Source organism: Micromonospora sp. CPCC 205546, assembly GCF_036902715.1.
GTDB lineage: Bacteria > Actinomycetota > Actinomycetes > Mycobacteriales > Micromonosporaceae > Micromonospora.
In genome coordinates this window covers 15,394-35,111 of the sequence record NZ_JBAKHL010000067.1, presented here as the reverse complement: position 1 = coordinate 35,111, position 19,718 = coordinate 15,394, and the positions used below count along the sequence as shown (strand labels likewise).

Genomic DNA, 19,718 nt, shown 5'->3' with positions numbered 1-19,718 from the left:
GCCCGACGGGGCGGTGGAGTTCGTCGGGCGGATCGACCACCAGGTGAAGATCCGCGGCTACCGGATCGAACTCGGCGAGATCGAGTCGGTCCTGGAGGGCACCGGGGGCGTGGCCGACGCGGTCGCCCTGGTCTCGGGCTCGGCCGCCGAGGGCGACGCCCGGCTGGTGGCGTTCTACCGCCCGGCCGCGTCGGCGACGCCGGGCCTGCTGGAGCGGGTCCGGCAGCGGTGCGCGGAGCACCTGCCGGAGTACATGATCCCGGCCGAGTTCGTGGCCGTGGAGGCGATCCCGCTCAACGCCAACGGCAAGGTCGACCGGGCCGCCCTCTGGGACGCCGCGGTGCCCGTCGAGCGGGCGCACGTCGCTCCGGCGACGGAGCTGGAGGAGCAACTCGCCGGGATCTGGGGTCGGGTGCTCCAGTTGGAGCAGGTCAGCACCCAGGACAGCTTCTTCGACCTCGGCGGCGACTCGCTGCGCGCGGTCGCCCTGGTCGGCGCGCTGCGGGCGGCCGGCTTCGGGGTGGCCGTCCGGGACGTCTTCGTGCACCGCACGGTCGCCGCCCTGGCCGGGCACCTCGGCGCCAAGGACGCCGCTCCGCCGGCGCCGGCCTTCCAGGCCGTCGCGCCCTTCGCCCTGCTGACGGCCGCCGACCGGGCCGCTCTGCCCGCCGGGCTCGTGGACGCCTATCCGGCCGTGCAGGCGCAGGTCGGCATGGCGGTGGAGATCCAGAAGGACCCCGGCAAGTCGCTGTACCACATCGTCCGCTGCTTCCGGGTGCACAGTGGCCGGCCCTTCTCGGTCGACGCGCTGCGGGCCGCCGTACGGGACGTGGTCGGCCGGCACGAGACGCTGCGCACCTCGTTCGACCTGACCGGCTTCTCGGTGCCGATGCAGCTCGTGCACGCCGAGGCGCCCGTCGACGTGCGGGTGACGGAGCTGACCGGCGACGACGTCGAGGCGCGGCTGCGGGCGTACGTCGACGCCGAGCGGGCGCGGCCCTTCGAGCTGGACCAGCCGGCGCCGCTGCTGCGCGTCGCCGCGCACCGCACCGATGAGCGGGGCTGGTGGCTCACCGTCGCCGTCAGCCACCTGGTGACCGGCGGCTGGGACCTGAACACCCTGCTGGTCGAGCTGATCGGCTGCTACGAGCGGCGCAGCGCCGGCATGGTGCCCGAGTCGCCGGAGCCCACCGCCGTGCGGTACGCCGACTTCGTCGCCGCCGAACTGGCGGCGTTGGAGTCCGGCGAGGACGAGGCGTACTGGCGCGGCGTCGTCGACACCTACACCGGCTTCACCCTCCCGAACGGTTGGGGCCGCACCGACGGGCCGCGGGAGAGCCTGCGCACCCGGGTCAGCTACCAGGACCTGGAGCCGAAGCTGCGCGCGCTCGCGTCGACCCTCGACGTGTCGCCCAAGTCGGTGCTGCACGCCGCGCACCTGAAGGTGATGAGCCAGCTCACCGACCAGGGACGGTTCTACACGGGCCTGGTGTGTGACGCCCGCCCGGAGGTGCGGGGCGCCGAGCGGGTGCACGGCATGTACATCAACGTGCTGCCGTTCGCGTACGCCCGGGGCGCGGGCACGTGGCGGGAGCTGGTGCGGTCGGTGTTCGACCGCGAGGTGGAGCTGTGGCCGCACCGGCGCTACCCGCTGCCGGCCGTGCAGCGGATGGCCGGCGCCGGGTCCCGCCCGATCGACGTCGTCTTCGACTACACCGAGTTCCGCCGCGCCGGGGCGGTCGCCGACGAGTCCGTCGACTTCGAGGCCATCGCCGGGGAGGGCGGCACCGAGTTCGCCCTCCAGGTGACCGCCGCCGGCGGCTTCCTCGACCTGGTCGGCGACAGCCGTGCCTTCGGCCCCGCCGCGCTGGCCCGGGTGGGGGCGATGTTCCGCCAGGTCCTGGCGGCCATGGTGGCCGACCCGGACGGCGACGCGCTCGCCGTCCGCCTGCCGACGGCGGAGCGCGACGAGATCGAGCGCTGGTCGGCCGGCGACACCGCCGAGGTCGGCGGGTACGCCCCGGCGGCGTTCGAGGCGCAGGCCGCGCGGCGGCCGGACGCGGTGGCGATCACCTGCGACGGCACCCGCGTGAGCTACCGCGACCTCAACGCCCGGGCGAACCGGTTGGCGCACCACCTGCGTGAGCTGGGGGTGGGGCCGGAGGTGCTGGTCGGGGTGTGCGCGCACCGCTCGGTGGAGCAGGTCGTGGCGATGCTGGCGGTGCACAAGGCGGGCGGGGTGTACCTGCCGTTGGATCCGTCGTACCCGGCGGAGCGGTTGGCGTTCATGCTCGCCGACGCGGCGGCCCCGGTGCTGCTCACCACCGCCGAGCTGCGCGGCCAGCTCCCGGCGGCCGAGGCGGTCACCGTCCTGCTGGACGGCCCGGACGCCTGGGCGGGCCAGCCGGCCACCGATCCCGTGCCGCGCACCCACCCCGACAGCGGCTGCTACGTCATCTACACCTCCGGCTCGACCGGGCAGCCCAAGGGCGTCCTCGTGCCGCACCGGGGGATGGTCAACCGCTCCGCGTACGCCGGCCGGCGGATCAACCGCCTCGACGAGGGGGCGGTGCTGCTGCAGAAGACCGAGATCGGCTTCGACGTCTCGCCGGCCGAGGTCTACGCGGCCCTGTCGGCGGGCGCCCGGCTCGTGGTGGCCCGCCCCGGCGGGCACCGGGACCCCGCGTACCTGCGCGAGCTGATCGTCCGCGAGGGCGTCACCGCCGTGGAGCTGGTGCCGAGCATGCTGTCGGCGCTGCTGGCCGAGGGGATCGGCGGGTGCCGGTCGCTGCGGTCGGTGGCGGTGGGCGGCGAGGAGATCGCCGTCGACGTGGCGCGGGCGTTCCTGGCCGCGCTGCCCGGCTGCGAGCTGCACAACACGTACGGCCCGGCCGAGACCACCGTCGACGTCACCAGCTGGCTCTGCACCGCCGAGGCTCTGCGTGGGCTGACCCGGGTGCCGCTCGGCACCCCGTTCACCAACCTCACCGTCCGGGTGCTCGACGAGCACCTGCAACCGGTGCCGGTCGGGGTGCGCGGCGAGCTGTGCGTCGGCGGGGTGGGGCTGGCCCGGGGCTACCTCGGGGCTGCCGGATCGACCGCCGAGAGGTTCGTGCCGGACCCGTACGGCCCGCCCGGCTCGCGGCTCTACCGCACCGGGGACGCGGCGGCGTGGCGACCCGACGGCACCGTGGACTTCCTGGGCCGCATCGACTCGCAGGTCAAGCTGCACGGCGTACGCATCGAGCTGGGGGAGATCGAGACGGCCCTGCGGGCCTGCCCCGGGGTGACCGACGCGGTCGCCGCCGTCCGCGAGCAGGACGGTCGGCGCACCCTCGTCGGCTACCTCGTCACCGACGACGGATCCGCGCCCACCCCCGGCGAGCTGCGCGAGCGGCTGCTGGCGGAGCTGCCGGAGGCGATGGTCCCGGCCGCCTACGTCACCGTCGACGCCGTGCCCGTGGACCCGCACGGCAAGGTCGACCGGCGCCAACTGCCGGCACCGGACGCGAAGTCCTACGCCCGGGGCCGCTACGAGCGCCCCAACGGCCCGGTGGAGTCGGCGATGGCCGGCGTCTGGTCGTGGGTGCTCGACCTCGACCGGGTCAGCGTCACCGAGAGCTTCTTCGACCTGGGCGGCGACTCGATGACGGCGGTGACCCTGGTCGGGTCGCTGCGCGCCGCCGGCCACGACGTCACCGTGCGGGACATCTTCGCGCACCGCACGATCCGCCGCCTGGTCACCGCCCTCGCCGAGGCCGACACCGCCAAGGAGGGGGCCTTTCGCCCCGTCGAGCCGTACGCGCTGATCGACGCCGCCGACCGGGCCAGGCTGCCCGGCGGCCTAGTCGACGCGTACCCGGCGACGCAGGCCCAGGTCGGCATGGCCGTGGAGATCCAGAAGGACCCCGACAGGTCGCTGTACCACATCGTGCAGTCGATCCGGGTCGACGACGGGCGGCCGTTCGACGCCGACGCGCTCCAGGCGACGGTCGACGCGCTGGTCTCCCGGCACGAGACGCTGCGTACCTCGGTCGACCTGACCGGCTACTCGGTGCCGATGCAGCTGGTGCGCGCGCACACCGCCGTGCCGGTCGCCGTGCACCCGGCCGCCGCTCACTCCGAGCACCTGGCCGCCGAGCGGCGTACCCCCTTCGACCTGGAGTCGGACGCGCCGCTGCTGCGGGTCGCCGCGCACGCCGACGGCGCCGGGGCCTGGTGGCTGACCCTCGCGGTGAGTCACCTGGTCACCGGCGGCTGGGACCTCAACGCCCTGCTCGCCGAGCTGCTCGGCGAGTACGCCCGGCGCAGCCGCGGCGAGACGCCGACGCAGGGCGAGACGCCCGCCGTCCGGTACGCCGACCACGTCGCCGGCGAACTGGCGGCGCTGCGCTCACCGGAGACCGCCGAGCACTGGCGGGCGGTGGTGACCGCCCGGCCGAAGCTGACCCTCCCGGACTCCTTCGCCGAGCGCTCCGGCCCGGCGGCGGTCTGCCGGTACACAGTCGACGTGCACGACCTGGACGCCGCGGTCCGCCGCCTCGCCAGCGACACCGGCACCTCGGCCAAGGCGGTGCTGCACGCCGCGCACCTGAAGGTGATGAGCCAGCTCACCAACGAGTCCGCCTTCTACACCGGCCTGGTGTGCGACGCGCGGCCCGAGGTGCGCGGCGCGGAGCGGGTGCACGGGATGTACATCAACGTGCTGCCGTTCCCGCACGCCCGCTCGGCGGGCACGTGGCGGGAGCTGGTGCGGTCGGTCTTCGACCGCGAGGTGGAGCTGTGGCCGCACCGGCGCTACCCGCTGCCGGCGGTGGCGCGGCTGGCCGACGCCGGGTCCCGCCCCATCGACGTCGTCTTCGGCTACGTCGAGACCCGGCAGGACGGCGCCGGGGTGGCCGAGGCGTCCGCCGCCGGCACCGACCTCGTCGAGGTCGGCGGGCCCGGGGCCACCGAGTTCGGCCTGTCGGTCGGGGCGGGCGGCGGCACCGTCCGCCTGGTCAGCGACAGCCACAGCGCCGGCCCGGCCGCCCTGGTGCGGATCGGGGCGATGTTCCGCGAGGTGCTGGCGGCGATGGTGGCCGACCCGGACGGGGACGCGCTCGCCGTGCGACTGGCGGCGGGGGAGCGCGCCGACATCGCCCGGTTCACCCCGGGCCGCACCGTCGAGGTCGGCGGTCACCTGCCGGCGGCGTTCGAGGCGCAGGCGGCGCGGCGGCCGGACGCGGTGGCGATCACCTCCGAGGGCGTGTCGTTCTCGTACGGGCAGCTCAACGGCCGGGCGAACCGACTGGCGCACCACCTGCGCGAGCTGGGGGTCGGGCCGGAGGTCCTGGTCGGGGTGTGTGCGCACCGCTCGGTGGAGCAGGTCGTGGCGATGCTGGCTGTGCACAAGGCCGGCGGGGTGTACCTGCCGTTGGATCCGTCGTACCCGGCGGAGCGGTTGGCGTTCATGCTCGCCGACGCGGCGGCCCCGGTGCTGCTCACCACCGCCGAGCTGCGGGCGCAGCTGCCGCCGGTCGACGCCACCGTGGTGCTGCTGGACGAGCCGGACGCCTGGGCCGACCGGCCGCCGACCGACCCGGAGCCGCTCACGGACCCGGACAACGGCGGCGTCGTCATCTACACCTCGGGCTCCACCGGCCGCCCCAAGGGCTCCCTGCTGTCGCACCGGGCCCTGGTCAACCGCACCGAGCACGTCGGCGCGCGGGTCTACCGGCTGGACGCCGACGCCGTCGTGCTCCAGAAGACCGAGATCGGCTTCGACGTCTCGCCGGCCGAGGTCTACGCGGCCCTGTCGGCGGGCGCCCGGCTCGTGGTGGCCCGCCCCGGCGGGCACCGTGACCCCGCGTACCTGTGCGAGCTGATGGCCCGCGAGGGCGTCACCGCCGTCCACTTCGTGCCGTCGATGCTTCCGGCGCTGCTCGCCGAGGGGCTGGCCGGGTGCCGGTCGCTGCGGTCGGTGGCGGTGGGCGGCGAGGAGATCGGCGTCGACGTGGCGCGGGCGTTCCTGGCCGCGCTGCCCGGCTGCGAGCTGCACAACACGTACGGCCCGGCCGAGGCCACCGTCGACGTGAGCAGCTGGGCGTGCACCGCCGACGCGGTGGCCGGGCTGTCCCGGGTGCCGCTCGGCACGCCGCACCCGAACCTGCGGCTACACGTCCTCGACGAGCGCCTCGACGTCGTGCCGCTGGGCGTGCCCGGCGAGCTGTGCGTCGGCGGGACGGGGCTGGCCCGGGGCTACCTGGGCCAGCCGGGGCTGACCGCCGAGAGGTTCGTGCCGGACCCGTACGGCCCGCCCGGGTCGCGGCTCTACCGCACCGGGGACGCGGCGGCGTGGCGACCGGACGGCACCGTGGACTTCCTGGGCCGGCTCGACTCGCAGGTCAAGCTGCACGGCGTACGCATCGAGCTCGGGGAGATCGAGACGGCCCTGCGGGCCTGCCCCGGCGTGGCCGACGCGGTCGCCGCCGTCCGCGAGCACGACGGCCGCCGCACCCTCGTCGGGTACGTGCTGCCGGCCCACGACGAGGCGCCGGCCCCGGCCCGGCTGCGGGAGCGGCTGCTCGCCGCGCTGCCGGAGGCGATGGTGCCGGCGGCCTACGTCACCGTCGACGCCATCCCGAAGGACCCCAACGGCAAGGTGGACCGGCGGCAGCTGCCGACGCCCGACGCCACCTCCTACGCGACCGGGGAGTACCAGGCCCCGGCCGGCGACGTGGAGGCGGAGATCGCCGCGATCTGGGCGCGGGTGCTCGGCGTGGCGCAGGTCGGCGTCACCGACAGCTTCTTCGACCTGGGCGGCGACTCGATGCTCGCGGTCACCCTCGTCGGTACGCTGCGCGCCGCCGGCCACCCGGTCAGCGTGCGGGACGTCTTCGCCCACCGCACCGTCCGCCGGCTGGCCGCCGCGCTGAGCGACGCCGGCACCGACGAGTTCCGGCCGGTCGCGCCGTACGCGCTGATCGACGCCGCCGACCGGGCCCGGCTGCCCGGCGGCCTGGTCGACGCCTACCCGGCGTCGCGCACCCAGCTCGGCATGCTGGTGGAGTCGGCCGTCAGCGGCGACCGTGCGGTCTACCACAGCGTCCTGGCCCACCAGGTCCGCGACGGGCGGCCGTTCGACGCCGAGGCGTTGCGCGGCGCGGTCCGCGCCGTGGTCGCCCGGCACGAGATCCTGCGTACGTCGTTCGACCTGGTCGGCTACTCGGTGCCGATGCAGCTCGTGCACGCCGACGCCGAACCCGACGTGCGCGTCGAGGACGGCCGAGGGGTCCCGGCCGAGCGGCACGCCGCGCTCTTCGCGGAGTTCATCGCCGCCGAGCGGGCCCGCCCGTTCGACGTCTCCACCGCGCCGCTGCTGCGCGTCACGGCGCACCTGGACAGCGGGGAGAGCTGGTGGTTCACCTTCACCATCAGCCACGTCGTCACCGAGGGCTGGAGCAGCGCGCGGCTGGTCACCGAGGTGCTCGACGCGTACGCCGAGCTGGCCGACGGCCGCGCCCCGGCGTCGGCCGACGTGCCGGCCGTGCGCTACGCCGACTTCATCGCCGCCGAGCTCGCCGCGCTGGAGTCGAGCGCCGACCGGGAGCACTGGCGGTCGGTGTGGGACGGGCGCGCCCCGTTCACCCTGCCCGCCGGCTGGGGCGAGCCGGACGCGCCGGACGCCACGGTCGCCGCCACGGTCGACTTCACCGACCTGGACGAGGCGCTGCGCGCCCTGGCCCGCGACGCCGACGTGTCGGTCAAGGCGGTGCTGCACGCCGCGCACCTGAAGGTGCTCAGCCAGCTCACCGGCGAACCGGGCTTCCACGCCGGCCTCGTCTGCGACGCCCGGCCCGAGGTGCTCGGCGCCGACCGGGTGCAGGGCATGTACCTCAACACGGTGCCGTTCCCGTACGACCGCTCCGCCCGCACCTGGCGGGACCTCGTCGTCGCGGTGTTCGACCGGGAGGTCGCGCTGTGGCCGCACCGGCGCTTCCCGCTGGCCGAGATGCAGCGCGAGGCCGGCCACCGGCTGCTGCACGTCCTGTTCAACTACCAGGACTTCAGCCGCGCGACGCAGGGCGGCGACGGGACCGGCCCGGTGGTGACCGGCAGCGCCGGCGAGGGCGCCACCGAGTTCGACCTGTCCTGCTTCGCCCAGCGGGGCCGCTACGCGCTCTCCGCCCGCGCCGGGGTGGTCGGCCAGGCCAACCTGGAGCGGATCGCCGGCATGTACCGGGCGGTGCTGGAGGCGATGGTCGCCGACCCCGACGGCGACTGCCAGGCCGTCTGCGTGCCCGGGGGTGAGCGGGACCGGCTGCTCGGCGTCACCGATCCGGGCGGCGACGAGCCGGTCACCGGCACCGTGGTCGAGCTGTTCCAGGCCCAGCTGGCCCGCGACCCGCAGGCCGTGGCGGTGGTGGCCGGGACCGTCGAGCTGACGTACGCCCTCCTCGACGCCGCCGCCAACCGGCTGGCGCACCACCTGCGCGCGGCCGGCGCCGGCCGGGAGACCGTCGTCGGGGTCTGCCTCGACCGGGACGCGGACCTGGTGCCGGCGCTGCTCGGCGTGCTCAAGGCGGGGGCGGCGTACCTGCCGCTGGACCCGGCCCAGCCCGCCGAGCGGATCGGCTACATGCTGGCCGACGCCGGGGTGCGGACGGTGGTGACCACCTCCGCGCAGGCCGAACTGCTCGCGGGCTTCGACGGGCGGCGGGTGCTGCTGGACGCCGGCGACCTGGCCGGGCAGCCGGAGACCGATCCGGGTGTCGCCCGCGACCCGGACGACCTGCTCTACGTCATCTACACCTCCGGCTCGACCGGGCGGCCCAAGGGCGTCTGCGTGAGCGACGCCAACGTGCTGCGCCTGCTCGACGCCGCGCAGGAGCACTACGCGGTGGACGAGACCGACGTGTGGGCGCTGTTCCACTCGTACGCCTTCGACGTCTCCGTCTGGGAGCTGTGGGGGGCGCTGCTGCACGGCAGCCGGCTGGTGCTGGTGCCCCGCGAGGTGGCCCGGGTGCCGCAGGACCTGCTGGACCTGCTGGTGACGCAGCGGGTCACCATGCTGGCGCAGACCCCGACGGCGTTGCGCGGGCTCGTCCGGCTCGCCGCCGAGGACGCCCCCGGCATCCGGGACCTGTCGCTGCGCGCGGTGGTCGTCGCGGGGGAGAAGCTCGACTTCGCCGACCTCGCGCCGTGGGCGGCCCGCCTCGGGCTGGCCCGGGTGGCGCTGGTCAACATGTACGGGATCACCGAGACCACCGTCTACTCCACGTACCACCGGATCACCCGGGCCGACCTGGCACCCGGGGTGGGCAGCCGGATCGGCCGGCCCCTGTCCGGGGTGCGGATGTACGTGCTCGACCAGTACGGCCACCCGGCGCCCATCGGGGTGCCCGGCGAGGTGTACCTGGCCGGGCACGGGGTGGCCCGCGGCTACCTCGACCAGCCCGAGCTGACCGCCCGGCGCTTCCTGCCCGACCCGTACGGCCCGGCCGGCAGCCGGATGTACCGCACCGGCGACCTGGCCACCCGGCTGCCCGACGGCAGCGTGGAGTTCCTCGGCCGCCTCGACGACCAGGTGAAGCTGCGGGGCTACCGGATCGAGCCGGGCGAGGTCGAGGCGGCGCTGACCGCGCTGTCCGGTGTCGCGGAGGCGGTCGTCGTGCTGCGCGCGGACGACCCGGCGGATCCGCGGCTGACCGCGTACCTGGTGGCCGGCGACGGGCCCGCGCCGGAGGTGGCCTCGCTGCGCGCCTCGCTGGCGCGTGCCCTGCCGGAGTACATGGTCCCGTCGGCGTTCGTGCTGCTCGACGAGCTGCCGCGCAACAACAGCGGCAAGCTGGACCGGCGGGCGCTGCCCGCGCCGACCGGCGACGCGACTGCCTCCGGCCGGGACTTCGAGGCCCCCCGGGGGCCCCTGGAGGAGCGGGTCGCCGCCGTCTGGGCCGACGTGCTGGGCCTGCCGGCGGTGAGCGTCGCCGACGGGTTCTTCGACCTCGGCGGGCACTCCATCACGGCGCTGGTGCTGGCCGGCACGTTGCGGGCGGCCGGGCTGGACGTGACGGTCGCGGACATCTTCCGCCACCCGAGCGTACGGGCGCTCTGCGAGGTGCTGGCGAGCCGGGACGCGCCGGAGCCGACCGCGCGCCCCGTCGAGCCCTTCGAGCTGGTCGCCCCCGCCGACCTGCCGCTGCTGCCGGCCGGGCTGGACGACGCGTACCCGCTGTCGCGGGTGCAGCTCGGGATGCTGCTGGAGATGCTGGCCGACAACGGCCAGAACCACTACCACAACGTCGTGTCGTTCCTGATCCCCGACGACGAACCGTTCGACCTGGCGACGCTGCGGGCCGCCGTGGCCGAGGTGGTGGCGCGGCACGACGTGCTGCGTACCTCGGTGGACACCGGAAACTACTCGGTGCCCATGCAGTTGGTGCACCGCACGGTGGACGTCCCGGTCGGCATCCGCGATCTGCGCGAGCTGGCCGGGGCGGACCGGACGGCCCTGGTGCGCCGGCTCGTCGGCGAGGAATACCAGGAGCTGTTCGACGTGGAGCGCGCGCCGCTGCTGCGGTTCACCGTCTGCCTGGAGACCGACCGGAGCTGGCGGCTGGTGCTCACCATCTGCCACGTGATCATCGAGGGCTGGAGCCTGCACGCCCTGGTGATGGAGGTCCTGGACCGGTACCGCGCACGGCGGGCGGGCGCCACCGGAGACGACGTCACCGACCCGCCCGGGGTGCGTTTCGCCGACTTCGTCGCCGGCGAGCTGCGCGCCCTGGCCTCGGAGACCGACCGGCGGTACTGGCAGGACGTGGTCGAGCGGCATCCGAGGTTCCTGCTCCCCGCCGGGTGGGCGCCGCCGGCGTCGGCCGCGCGGGAGCCGTACACCGAGGTGGTGTCCTACGGGGACCTGGAGCCACGGCTGCGGGCCCTGGCCTCGGCGGCCCGGGTGTCGCTCAAGGCGGTGCTGCACGCCGCGCACCTGAAGGTGCTCAGCCAGCTCACCGACGAGCCGACCTTCTACAGCGGACTGGTCTGCAACACCCGGCCCGACGTGGTGGGCAGCGAGCGGGTCTACGCCATGTCGCTGAACACCCTGCCGTTCCCTTACGACCGGCGGGCGGCGAGCTGGCGGGAGCTGGTGCAGCGGGTGCACGCCCGCGAGGCCGACCTGTGGCCGCACCGGCGCTACCCGGCGCCGGCCATCCGCACCCCCGGCGCCGGTGCCCGCCTCACCGACGTCTACTTCAGCTACCTCGACTTCACCGAGGTGGACGGCGGGCGCACCGCGTCCGTGGAACGGATCGGCGCGAGCACCTCGGAGTTCGCGCTCGCCGTCGCGGCGGGCGCCGGCCGGCTCGAACTGAGCACCGACAGCCACGCCATGGGCCGGGCCGAGGCCGTGCGGCTGGCCGACATGTACCGGCTGGTGCTGGAGGCCATGGCCGCCGACCCCGACGGCGATCCCCGCGCGGCGTACCTGCCCGCCGGGGAGCGGCACGACGTGCTGGTGGGCTGGCACGCCTCGGCCGCACCGCGCGGTGCCGACCTGGTGCCGGACCGGGTGGCGCGGTGGGCCGCGGCGACCCCCGACGCGGAGGCCGTCGACGGTACGACGTACGCGGAGCTGGACGCGGCGGCCAACCGGATCGGCCACCACCTGCGCGGGCTGGGGGTCGGCCCGGAGCGGGTCGTCGGGGTGCTGCTGGAACGGGGCGTCGACCTCGTCGCCGCGCTGCTCGGCGTGTGGCGGGCCGGCGGCGCGTACCTGCCGATCGACCCGGCTCACCCGGCCGAGCGGGTCGCCGCGATGCTCGCCGACGCCGGGGCGACGGCGGTGGTGACCTCGTCCGGCCACGCCGAGCGGTTCACCGGCGTGGAACTGGTGCTGCTCGACCGCGACGCCGAGCGGATCGCCGCGCTGCCCACCGAGGCGCCCGCCGGCCGCCCCGACCCGGACCACCTCGCGTACGTCATCTTCACCTCCGGTTCGACCGGCCGACCCAACGGCGTGCAGATCAGCCACGGCAGCCTCGCCAACTACCTCGGCTGGGCGGCCGAGGAACTGGTCGCCGACCGCCCCGGCGGCGCCGCGCTCTTCTCGTCGGTCGCGTACGACCTGGTGGTCACCAGCATCTGGGCGCCGCTGGTCACCGGGCAGCGGCTGTGGCTGCTGCCGCCCGACGCCGGCCTGGACGAGCTGGGCCCGAGGCTGGCCGGGGCCGGCCCGTACAGCTTCGTGAAGCTGACCCCCGGCCACCTCGACCTGCTGGCCCACCAGCTCGACGCGGAGCAGGCCGCCGCCCTGACCCCGCTGCTGGTCGTGGGGGGCGAGGCGCTGACCCGGCAGGTCTGCGAGCGCTGGCACGCCCTCGCGCCGGACACCGTGCTGCTCAACGAGTACGGTCCGACGGAGGCGACCGTGGCGGTCAGCCGGTACCCGGTCACCGGGCCGCTGCCGGCCGACGTCGCACCGATCGGCCGGCCGCTGGGCGGGATGCGGACGTACGTCCTCGACGGCGACCTGCAACCGGTGCCGGTTGGGGTGGTCGGCCACGTCCACCTCGGTGGCCCCGGTCTCGCCCGTGGCTACGCCGGGCGGCCCGACCTGACCGCCGACCGGTTCGTGCCCGACCCGTTCGACGCGCACGGCGGGCGGCTGTACCGCACCGGCGACCTGGGCCGCTGGCTGCCCGACGGGCAGCTGGACCTGCGCGGCCGGGTCGACGACCAGGTGAAGGTCCGCGGCCACCGGGTGGAGCCAGGCGAGGTCCGGGCGGTGCTGGTGTCGCACCCGGACGTCCGGGACGCCGTGGTGACCGTGGACCCGACGGGCCCGGGCGGTCCCCGGCTGGTGGCCTACCACGTCGGCGACGCGCCGGGCCTGGCCGCGCACTGCGCCCGGTGGCTGCCGAGCCAGCTGGTGCCGAGTGTCTTCGTTCCGGTGCCGGCCATCCCGCTCAACGCCAACGGCAAGGTCGACCGCCGGGCGCTGCCCCCGGTCGACCTGGCCGGGGCGCCCGACCACATCCCGCCCCGCCCGGGGCGGGAGAAGCTGATCGCCGACATCTGGGCCGGGGTCCTGGGGCTCGACCGGGTCGGCCGCCACGACCGGTTCTTCGCCCTGGGTGGGCACTCGCTGCTGGTGGTGCCGGTGGTCACGGCCGCCCGGCAGGCCGGTGTCCCGCTGACGCTGCGGGCGGCGATGCGCGACCGGACCCTGGCCGAGCTGGCCGCCTCGCTCGCCCCCGCAGGCGGGGCCACGCCGGCGGTACGGGCCGGCGGGGCGCGCGCCGCCGCGCTGCTGCCGCCCGTCGAGCCGCTGCTGGCCGCCCACCTGGTGCCCGGCGCCTCGTTGGCCCTGCTCGCGGGCGGGGAGCTGGTGGAGGTCCGCGCCCTGGGGCACCGCGCGGCCGGCGACGACGCGCCGGTGACCCCGGCGACCATCTTCCAGGTCGGCTCGGTCAGCAAGCTGGTCACCGCCGTGGGCGCGCTGGTGCTGGTCGGGCGGGGACAGCTCCAGCTCGACACGGACGTGAACGCGTACCTGAAGGGCTGGCAGCTGCCCGCCGACCGGCCGGTGAGCCTGCGGCAGCTGCTCTGGCACGTCGCCGGTCTGACCCAGACGGGCAGCACCGGGTACCCACGCGGCGGCCCCGTGCCGACCCTGTCGGACGTGCTGCACGGCCGGGGCGTGCCCACCGGCCCGGTCCGGGCGCTCGACGCGCCCGACCCGGTCGCGGTGGAACGCAACAGCCACTACGTGGTGGTGCAGCAGCTCATGGAGGACGTCACGGCGACGCCCTTCGTCGATCTCATGGCCGAACTGGTCCTCGGTCCGGCGGGGATGACCGGCAGCAGCTTCGACCAGAGCTTCCCCGAGAGGTCCGGTCGGCCGGTCGCGGTCGGGCACGACGAACGGGGCGAGCCGGTCCCGGGTGGCTGGCAGGTGCGTGCGGACCTGGCGGCCGCCGGTCTGTGGACCACAGCGACAGACCTGGCCCAGCTCGTCAGGGAGATCCATATCGCGTACCGGGGCGGCCCGGCCCTGCTGAGCCAGGAGCTGGCGGCGGCGCAGCTGACCGCCGGTCCGGGCGGCATCTTCGGGATCGGCTGCAACGTGGACCGCCTCGACGGGCCCACCGGCACGCGGGTGGAGTTCACCCAACGGGGCCGTGTCCCCGGCTACCGCGCGCTCGTCGCCGGCCGGGTGCCCGACGGGTCCGGGCTGGTGCTGCTGACCAACGGCGACGCGGGCTACGACGTCATGTCGCAAGTGGCGTCCGACATCGCACTGACGGAGGAAATGTGATGACGACCGTATCGAGCGTCCCCGCGACGGTCACCGACCGACCGGCCCGGCAGGTGCGGCACCTGGTGTCCATCCGCGACCTGACCGACGACGACCTCTACTCGATCGTGGCGCGGGGAGCCAGGTTCGCCGCTGGCGAGTCCGCCAGCTCGCTGGCCGACCGGGTGGTCGGCACCTACTTCGTGAAGACGTCGACCCGGACGCGGACCGCGTTCACCGTGGCCGCGCTGCGCCTCGGCGCGAAGACCATCCAGTACGGGCCGAACGACCTCCAGGTCAACACCGGTGAGTCCAGCGCGGACACCGGCCGGGTGCTGTCGGGCATGCTCGACGTGCTGGTGGCGCGGACCGCCGCCGACCCGGGGGAGATGCGCGACTGGTCGCGGCAGCACCAGATGGCGGTGGTCAACGCGATGAGCGCCGAGGAGCACCCCACGCAGGCGCTGGCCGACCTGACCACTCTGCTGCGGCGCTTCGGCCGGATCGAGCGCCTGCGGCTGCTCTACCTGGGCGAGGCGAACAACACCGCGACCGCGCTGGCCCTGGCACTGACCCGGTTCCCCGGCGTCGAGCTGGAGTTGCGCACCCCGGCGGGGTACGGGCTGCCGGCGGAGATCGCGGCCCTCGCGCGGGAGCAGGCGCGGCGCTGCGGCGCCCACATCGTCGAGCGGCACGACATGGCCGACCTGCCGGTCGACCTGGACGCCATCTACACCACCCGCTGGCAGACCACCGGCACCAGCAAGCCCGAACCCGACTGGCGGACGCGCTTCGCCCCGTTCCAGGTGGACCGGGAGCTGTGGCGGCACAACCCGCACGCGGTCTTCATGCACGACCTGCCGGCGCACCGGGGGGAGGAGGTCACCGCCGAGGTCCTCGACGGGCCGGCGAGCATCGCCTTCCAGCAGGCGGAGAACAAGCTCTACAGCGCGATGGCCGTGCTCGACTGGTGCCGGGCCACCCCCGTCGGGCACCCGTCGTGAGCGCGGTCGGGCACCCGGCGGCCACGTCCCGGCAGCCGGACCGCCTGACCGGCAACCGCGACTTCCTGCTGCTCTGGGTGGGCTCCGGGGTCTCCGCGCTGGGCTCCCGGGCCACCTCGATCAGCTACACCCTGCTGGTCTTCTGGTCCACCGGATCGGCCACGGCCGCCAGCCTGGTCACCTTCGCCGCGCTGCTGCCCAACCTGGTCACCCAGTTACCGGCCGGCGCGCTGGTCGACCGCTGGGACCGCCGCCGCACGATGGTGCTCTGCAACGTCGGGCGGATCGCCGCGATCGGCAGCGTCGCGGTCGCGGTCGCCCGGGACTCGGTGTGGTTGCCGCACCTGATGGCGGTCGCGTTCGTGGAGGCCAGCCTGGGCATCTGCTACGCCCTGGCCGAGCGCGCCGCCGTGTTCAACGTCGTCCCGGCCGACCGGTACGGCGCCGCGACGGCGGCCAACGAGTCGCGGGCCAACGCGGCCAGCATCCTCGGCCAGCCGGCCGGCGCCGGGCTGTACGCGCTGACCCGCTGGGCGCCGTTCGGCTTCGCCGTGCTGATGCACGTGATCTCGCTGGTCACCCTGCTGTTCGTGCGGCGGAACCTGCAGGCGCCGAAGGCGTGCGCGGACGAGCCCGGTGGCCTGCTGACCCGGGTGCGGGAGGGCTTCGTCTTCGTCTGGGGCCAGATCTACCTGCGCCGCGCCCTCGGCCTCTTCGCGGCGAGCAACATCCTGTTCCAGGTGCTGGGCCTGGGCCTCGTGGTGACCGTCAAGAACCTGGGCGGCTCGTCAGCCACGGTCGGGATGCTGTTCATGGTGAACAGCGTGTTCGGCATGGCCGGCGCGATGACCAGCAACTTCTACCTGAGCCGCTGGGGGATCCGCCGGATCATCATGGGGGTCAACATCGCCTGGGCGGTGCTGATGCCGCTGCTCGCGCTGGCACCGGGACTCGCGCTGGCACCGGGACTCGTCGTCCTCGGCGCGATCTTCGCGTTGATCCACTACGGCGCCGGCATCAGCAACGTGGCCGGGATGTTGTACGTGCTCCAGAGCGCACCTGACCACCTGCGCGGGCGGGCCGGCTCGATCGTCATGCTGCTCAGCTCGGGAGCCAACTCGCTGGGGGCGCTGTTCGCGGGATTCCTGCTCGACTCGACGAGCTTCGCCAAGGCCATGCTGATCGTGGGCGGGGCGATGGGGGTGATCGCGGTGCTCGCGGTGCTCGGCTTCGGCGGTCGGGCCCGGGCCGAGGCGGAGCGGGCGGAGGCCGCCGAGCGGGCGGGCCGTGCGACCCGGGACGGTGGCGATATGGACGGAATATAGCGGAGCGGCAGAGCCTGGGAGGGATCGCACAGCTTGGGACGGTGAGGAGCCCCGGAATGAACGAGCACGCGAGCTGGAAGCCGTTGGAGATCACCCCGGAGAGCGCCGGCTGCGCGCCGAGCGCCGAGGGGCTGGTCGGCCACCTGCGCGAGCTGGACCTGGCGGAGGTGCTCACCGCGGAGAAGGCGCTCGTCTTCCGTGGCTTCGGGGTGCGGCCGGAGACCCTCGACCCGGTGATGGACCTGCTGCTGCCGAGGCGACTGGCGTACGTGCACGGCAACTCGCCGCGCACCAAGGTCGGCCGCAACGTCTACACGTCCACCGAGTACCCGGCCCGCTACACCATCTCGATGCACAACGAGCTGTCGTACGCCGCCCGGTGGCCGGCCCGGCTGCTCTTCTTCTGCCAGATCGCGGCGGAGACCGGCGGGGCCACCCCCGTCGTGGACGCCGAGTTGTGGCTCGACTTGCTGGACCCGCAGCTGCGCGCGGACTTCGCCGGCGGCCTGCGCTACCAGCAGAACCTGCACGACGGGATGGGGCTGGGCAAGAGCTGGCGGGACACGTTCGAGACCGACAGCCGCGACGAGGTCGAGGAGTTCCTCGCCGGTGCCGGCGCCACCTGGGAGTGGACCGCCGACGGGCTGCGGGTGATCCAGCTCCGGCCGGCCACGCTGCGGCACCCGGTCACCGGGGCCGAGGTGTGGTTCAACCAGGCGGACCAGTGGCACCCGGCCGGCCTGGACGACGACATCGCCCGGGTGATGACCCAGGTGATGGGGCCGGACGAGCTGCCCCAGTCGGTGACCTTCGCCGACGGTTCCCCGATCCCCGACGAGTACGTGACCCAGATCCGCGACCGGGGCCTGGAGGCCGCCGTCGACGTCGACTGGCGGGTCGGCGACCTGCTGCTGATCGACAACGTGCTCACCGCGCACGGTCGGCGTCCGTACACAGGCGACCGCCGGGTGCTGGTGGCGATGTCGGACTGACCGGCGCGACCCAGGAGGATGTCCGGCATGTCCCTGCCCCGCCCGGCCGGCGGCGATCCCTGGCTGCGGGTGCTCCGGGGCGGTGCGCACGCGCGGCTGCGGCTCGTGTGCCTGCCGCACGCGGGCGGCTCCGCCGGGTTCTTCCAGCACTGGGCGGCGCGGCTGCCCGACTCCGTCGACGTGCTCGCCGTCCGCTACCCGGGGCGGCAGGACCGGTTCGGCGAGCCGTGCGTCGACCGGATGGACGTGCTCGCCGACCGGGTCACCGCGTCGCTCGCCCCGTACCTGGACCGCCCCCTGGCCCTGTTCGGCCACAGCATGGGCGCCTCGGTCGCCTACGAGGTGGCCGTCCGGCTGGAGGAACGGCTCGGGATCGTGCCGACGGTCCTGTTCGTCTCGGGGCACGGCGCGCCGCACGTCACCCGTATCCACCAGGACCCCGACCACCTCGACGACGAGGAGTTCCTCGGCCGCGTCGCCGCGCTCGGCGAGGTGGACCCGGTGGTCTTCCGCTCGCGGAAGCTGCGGGAGCTGGTCGTGCCGGCGCTCCGGGCGGACCTGCGGCTGCTCCACCGCTACCTGCCGCGCGCCGCGCGGACGGTCTCCGCGCCGGTCACGGCGTACCTCGGCACCGGGGACCCGACCTGCGACCGGGAGTCGGTCTCCGCCTGGGCGGAGCTGACGACCGGTGGCTTCCGGCTGCGGACGTACCCCGGAGACCACTTCTATCTCGTGCCGGCGCGGGCGGAACTGCTCGCGGACCTGACCGCGCACCTCGCCGGCCGACCGACCGCATCCCGTGCCGCGGCATCCGTGACGGGGCACCCGACCTGACCGGCACCGCCGGACCTGCACCGTGGAGGGCACATCGTGACCGCACCGGACGTCGAGGCGGCGCCGCAGCCGCTCGTGGACGTGGACCAGGACCGCTACGCGCGGTTCCGTACCTCCTTCGAGGCGGTGACGGACTTCGGGCGGCTGCTGCTGGCGGGCCGGCTGGCCGCCGCGGGCGTCCTGCCCGCCGTCGGGACCCCCGCCGGCCGGGACGAGATCCTGGCCCGGCTCGCGATGGTCGGCGGCTACCAGCGGCTCGGCGAGGCCCTGCTCGACCTGCTGGAACGCGCCGACCTGCTGCGCCGGGACGGTGACCGGCTCGCCGTGACCCGACGGGTCGCGGAGGCGGCCGGGCTCGCCGGGGACGACGCGGTCGAGGCGGCGGCGTCGGCGCTGCGCCGGGCACACCCGGAGGCCGCGGGATACGTGCCCCTGCTGGTCGCCTGCCAGACGCAGCTCGTCGAGGTGGTGCGGGGCGACCGGCCGGCGAACGAGGTGCTCTTCCCGGGCGGCTCGGCCGAGCTGGTCTCCGCGATCTACCGGGACAACGTCCAGCTCGACTTCTACAACCGACTCTGCGCCGCGGCGGCGCAGCAGCACGTCCGGCAGTTCCTCCGGCGCTATCCGCGGTCCTTCGCGCAGGTCATGGAGGTGGGCGCGGGAACCGGTGGCACCACCGGTCCGGTGCTCGACGCCCTGACCGAGCGGGCGGAGCGGCTGCGCTACTTCTACACCGACGTGGGGCCCGGGTTCCTGCGGCTGGGGCGGCAGCGCTTCGGCGCCGACCGGTCGCACGTCGACTTCGCCCGCTACAACGTGGAGGGTGCGCCGGAGGACCAGGGCTTCGAACCCGGTTCGATGGATGTCGTCCTGGCCAGCAACGTCCTGCACGCCACGCTGCGGATCTCCGCCGCGCTGCGGCACTGCCACTCGCTGCTCAAGCCGGGCGGCATCCTGGTGGTCAACGAGATGACCAGCCGCCTCGACTACAACACGCTGACCTTCGGCCTGGCCGAGGGATGGTGGCGGCACGCGGACGACGAGCCGAGGGTGCCGGCGTCCCCGTTGCTGGACGTGGCGGGGTGGCGGGCCGCCCTGGACCGGGCGGGCTTCGTCGACGTGCGGGCGCACGCCGTACCCGGCCTCGACGACGGCGAGCAGGTGCAGACGATGTTCGTGGCGACGGCCACGGGCGCGTCCGGGTCGTCGCGCTGACGTTCCGCCCCGCCCGCGTACGCCCCCGACCGGGGTCACCTCCGTCGCGCCGCGTGCCTCGCGGACA

General features: G+C 75.0%; 6 protein-coding genes. All 6 read left to right on the top strand.

Features of this window, described 5'->3' with window-relative positions; all coding sequences use genetic code 11:
• Window positions 1-13 precede the first annotated feature (13 nt).
• From V6U77_RS24635 to V6U77_RS24610, 6 genes are read left to right on the top strand one after another with little or no spacing between them, the layout of a single operon-like run.
• Window positions 14-14,302, top strand: coding sequence for an amino acid adenylation domain-containing protein (locus V6U77_RS24635; protein ID WP_334609046.1), 14,289 nt, complete (start codon window positions 14-16; stop codon window positions 14,300-14,302).
• A complete protein-coding gene (locus V6U77_RS24630) occupies window positions 14,302-15,285 on the top strand; it encodes an ornithine carbamoyltransferase (protein WP_334609045.1) in 984 nt (327 codons plus the stop codon). The genes V6U77_RS24635 and V6U77_RS24630 overlap by 1 nt, the downstream gene beginning before the upstream one ends.
• Window positions 15,282-16,610 (top strand): MFS transporter, encoded by a 1,329-nt coding sequence (locus V6U77_RS24625; RefSeq protein ID WP_334609044.1) that lies wholly within the window; start codon window positions 15,282-15,284, stop codon window positions 16,608-16,610. Before V6U77_RS24630 ends, V6U77_RS24625 begins: the two co-directional genes overlap by 4 nt.
• Before the next feature lie 56 nt (window positions 16,611-16,666).
• The gene (locus V6U77_RS24620) at window positions 16,667-17,602 is read left to right on the top strand and encodes a TauD/TfdA family dioxygenase (protein WP_334609043.1); all 936 of its coding nucleotides are present in this window, start codon (window positions 16,667-16,669) and stop codon (window positions 17,600-17,602) included.
• 27 nt (window positions 17,603-17,629) lie between these two features.
• Entirely contained in the window at window positions 17,630-18,436 is an 807-nt protein-coding gene (locus V6U77_RS24615) for a thioesterase II family protein (protein ID WP_334609042.1), read from the top strand.
• Window positions 18,437-18,472: 36 nt separating this feature from the next.
• On the top strand, window positions 18,473-19,651 hold the full coding sequence (locus V6U77_RS24610; protein ID WP_334609041.1) for a class I SAM-dependent methyltransferase: 1,179 nt from the start codon (window positions 18,473-18,475) through the stop codon (window positions 19,649-19,651).
• The last annotated feature ends 67 nt before the right edge of the window (window positions 19,652-19,718 follow it).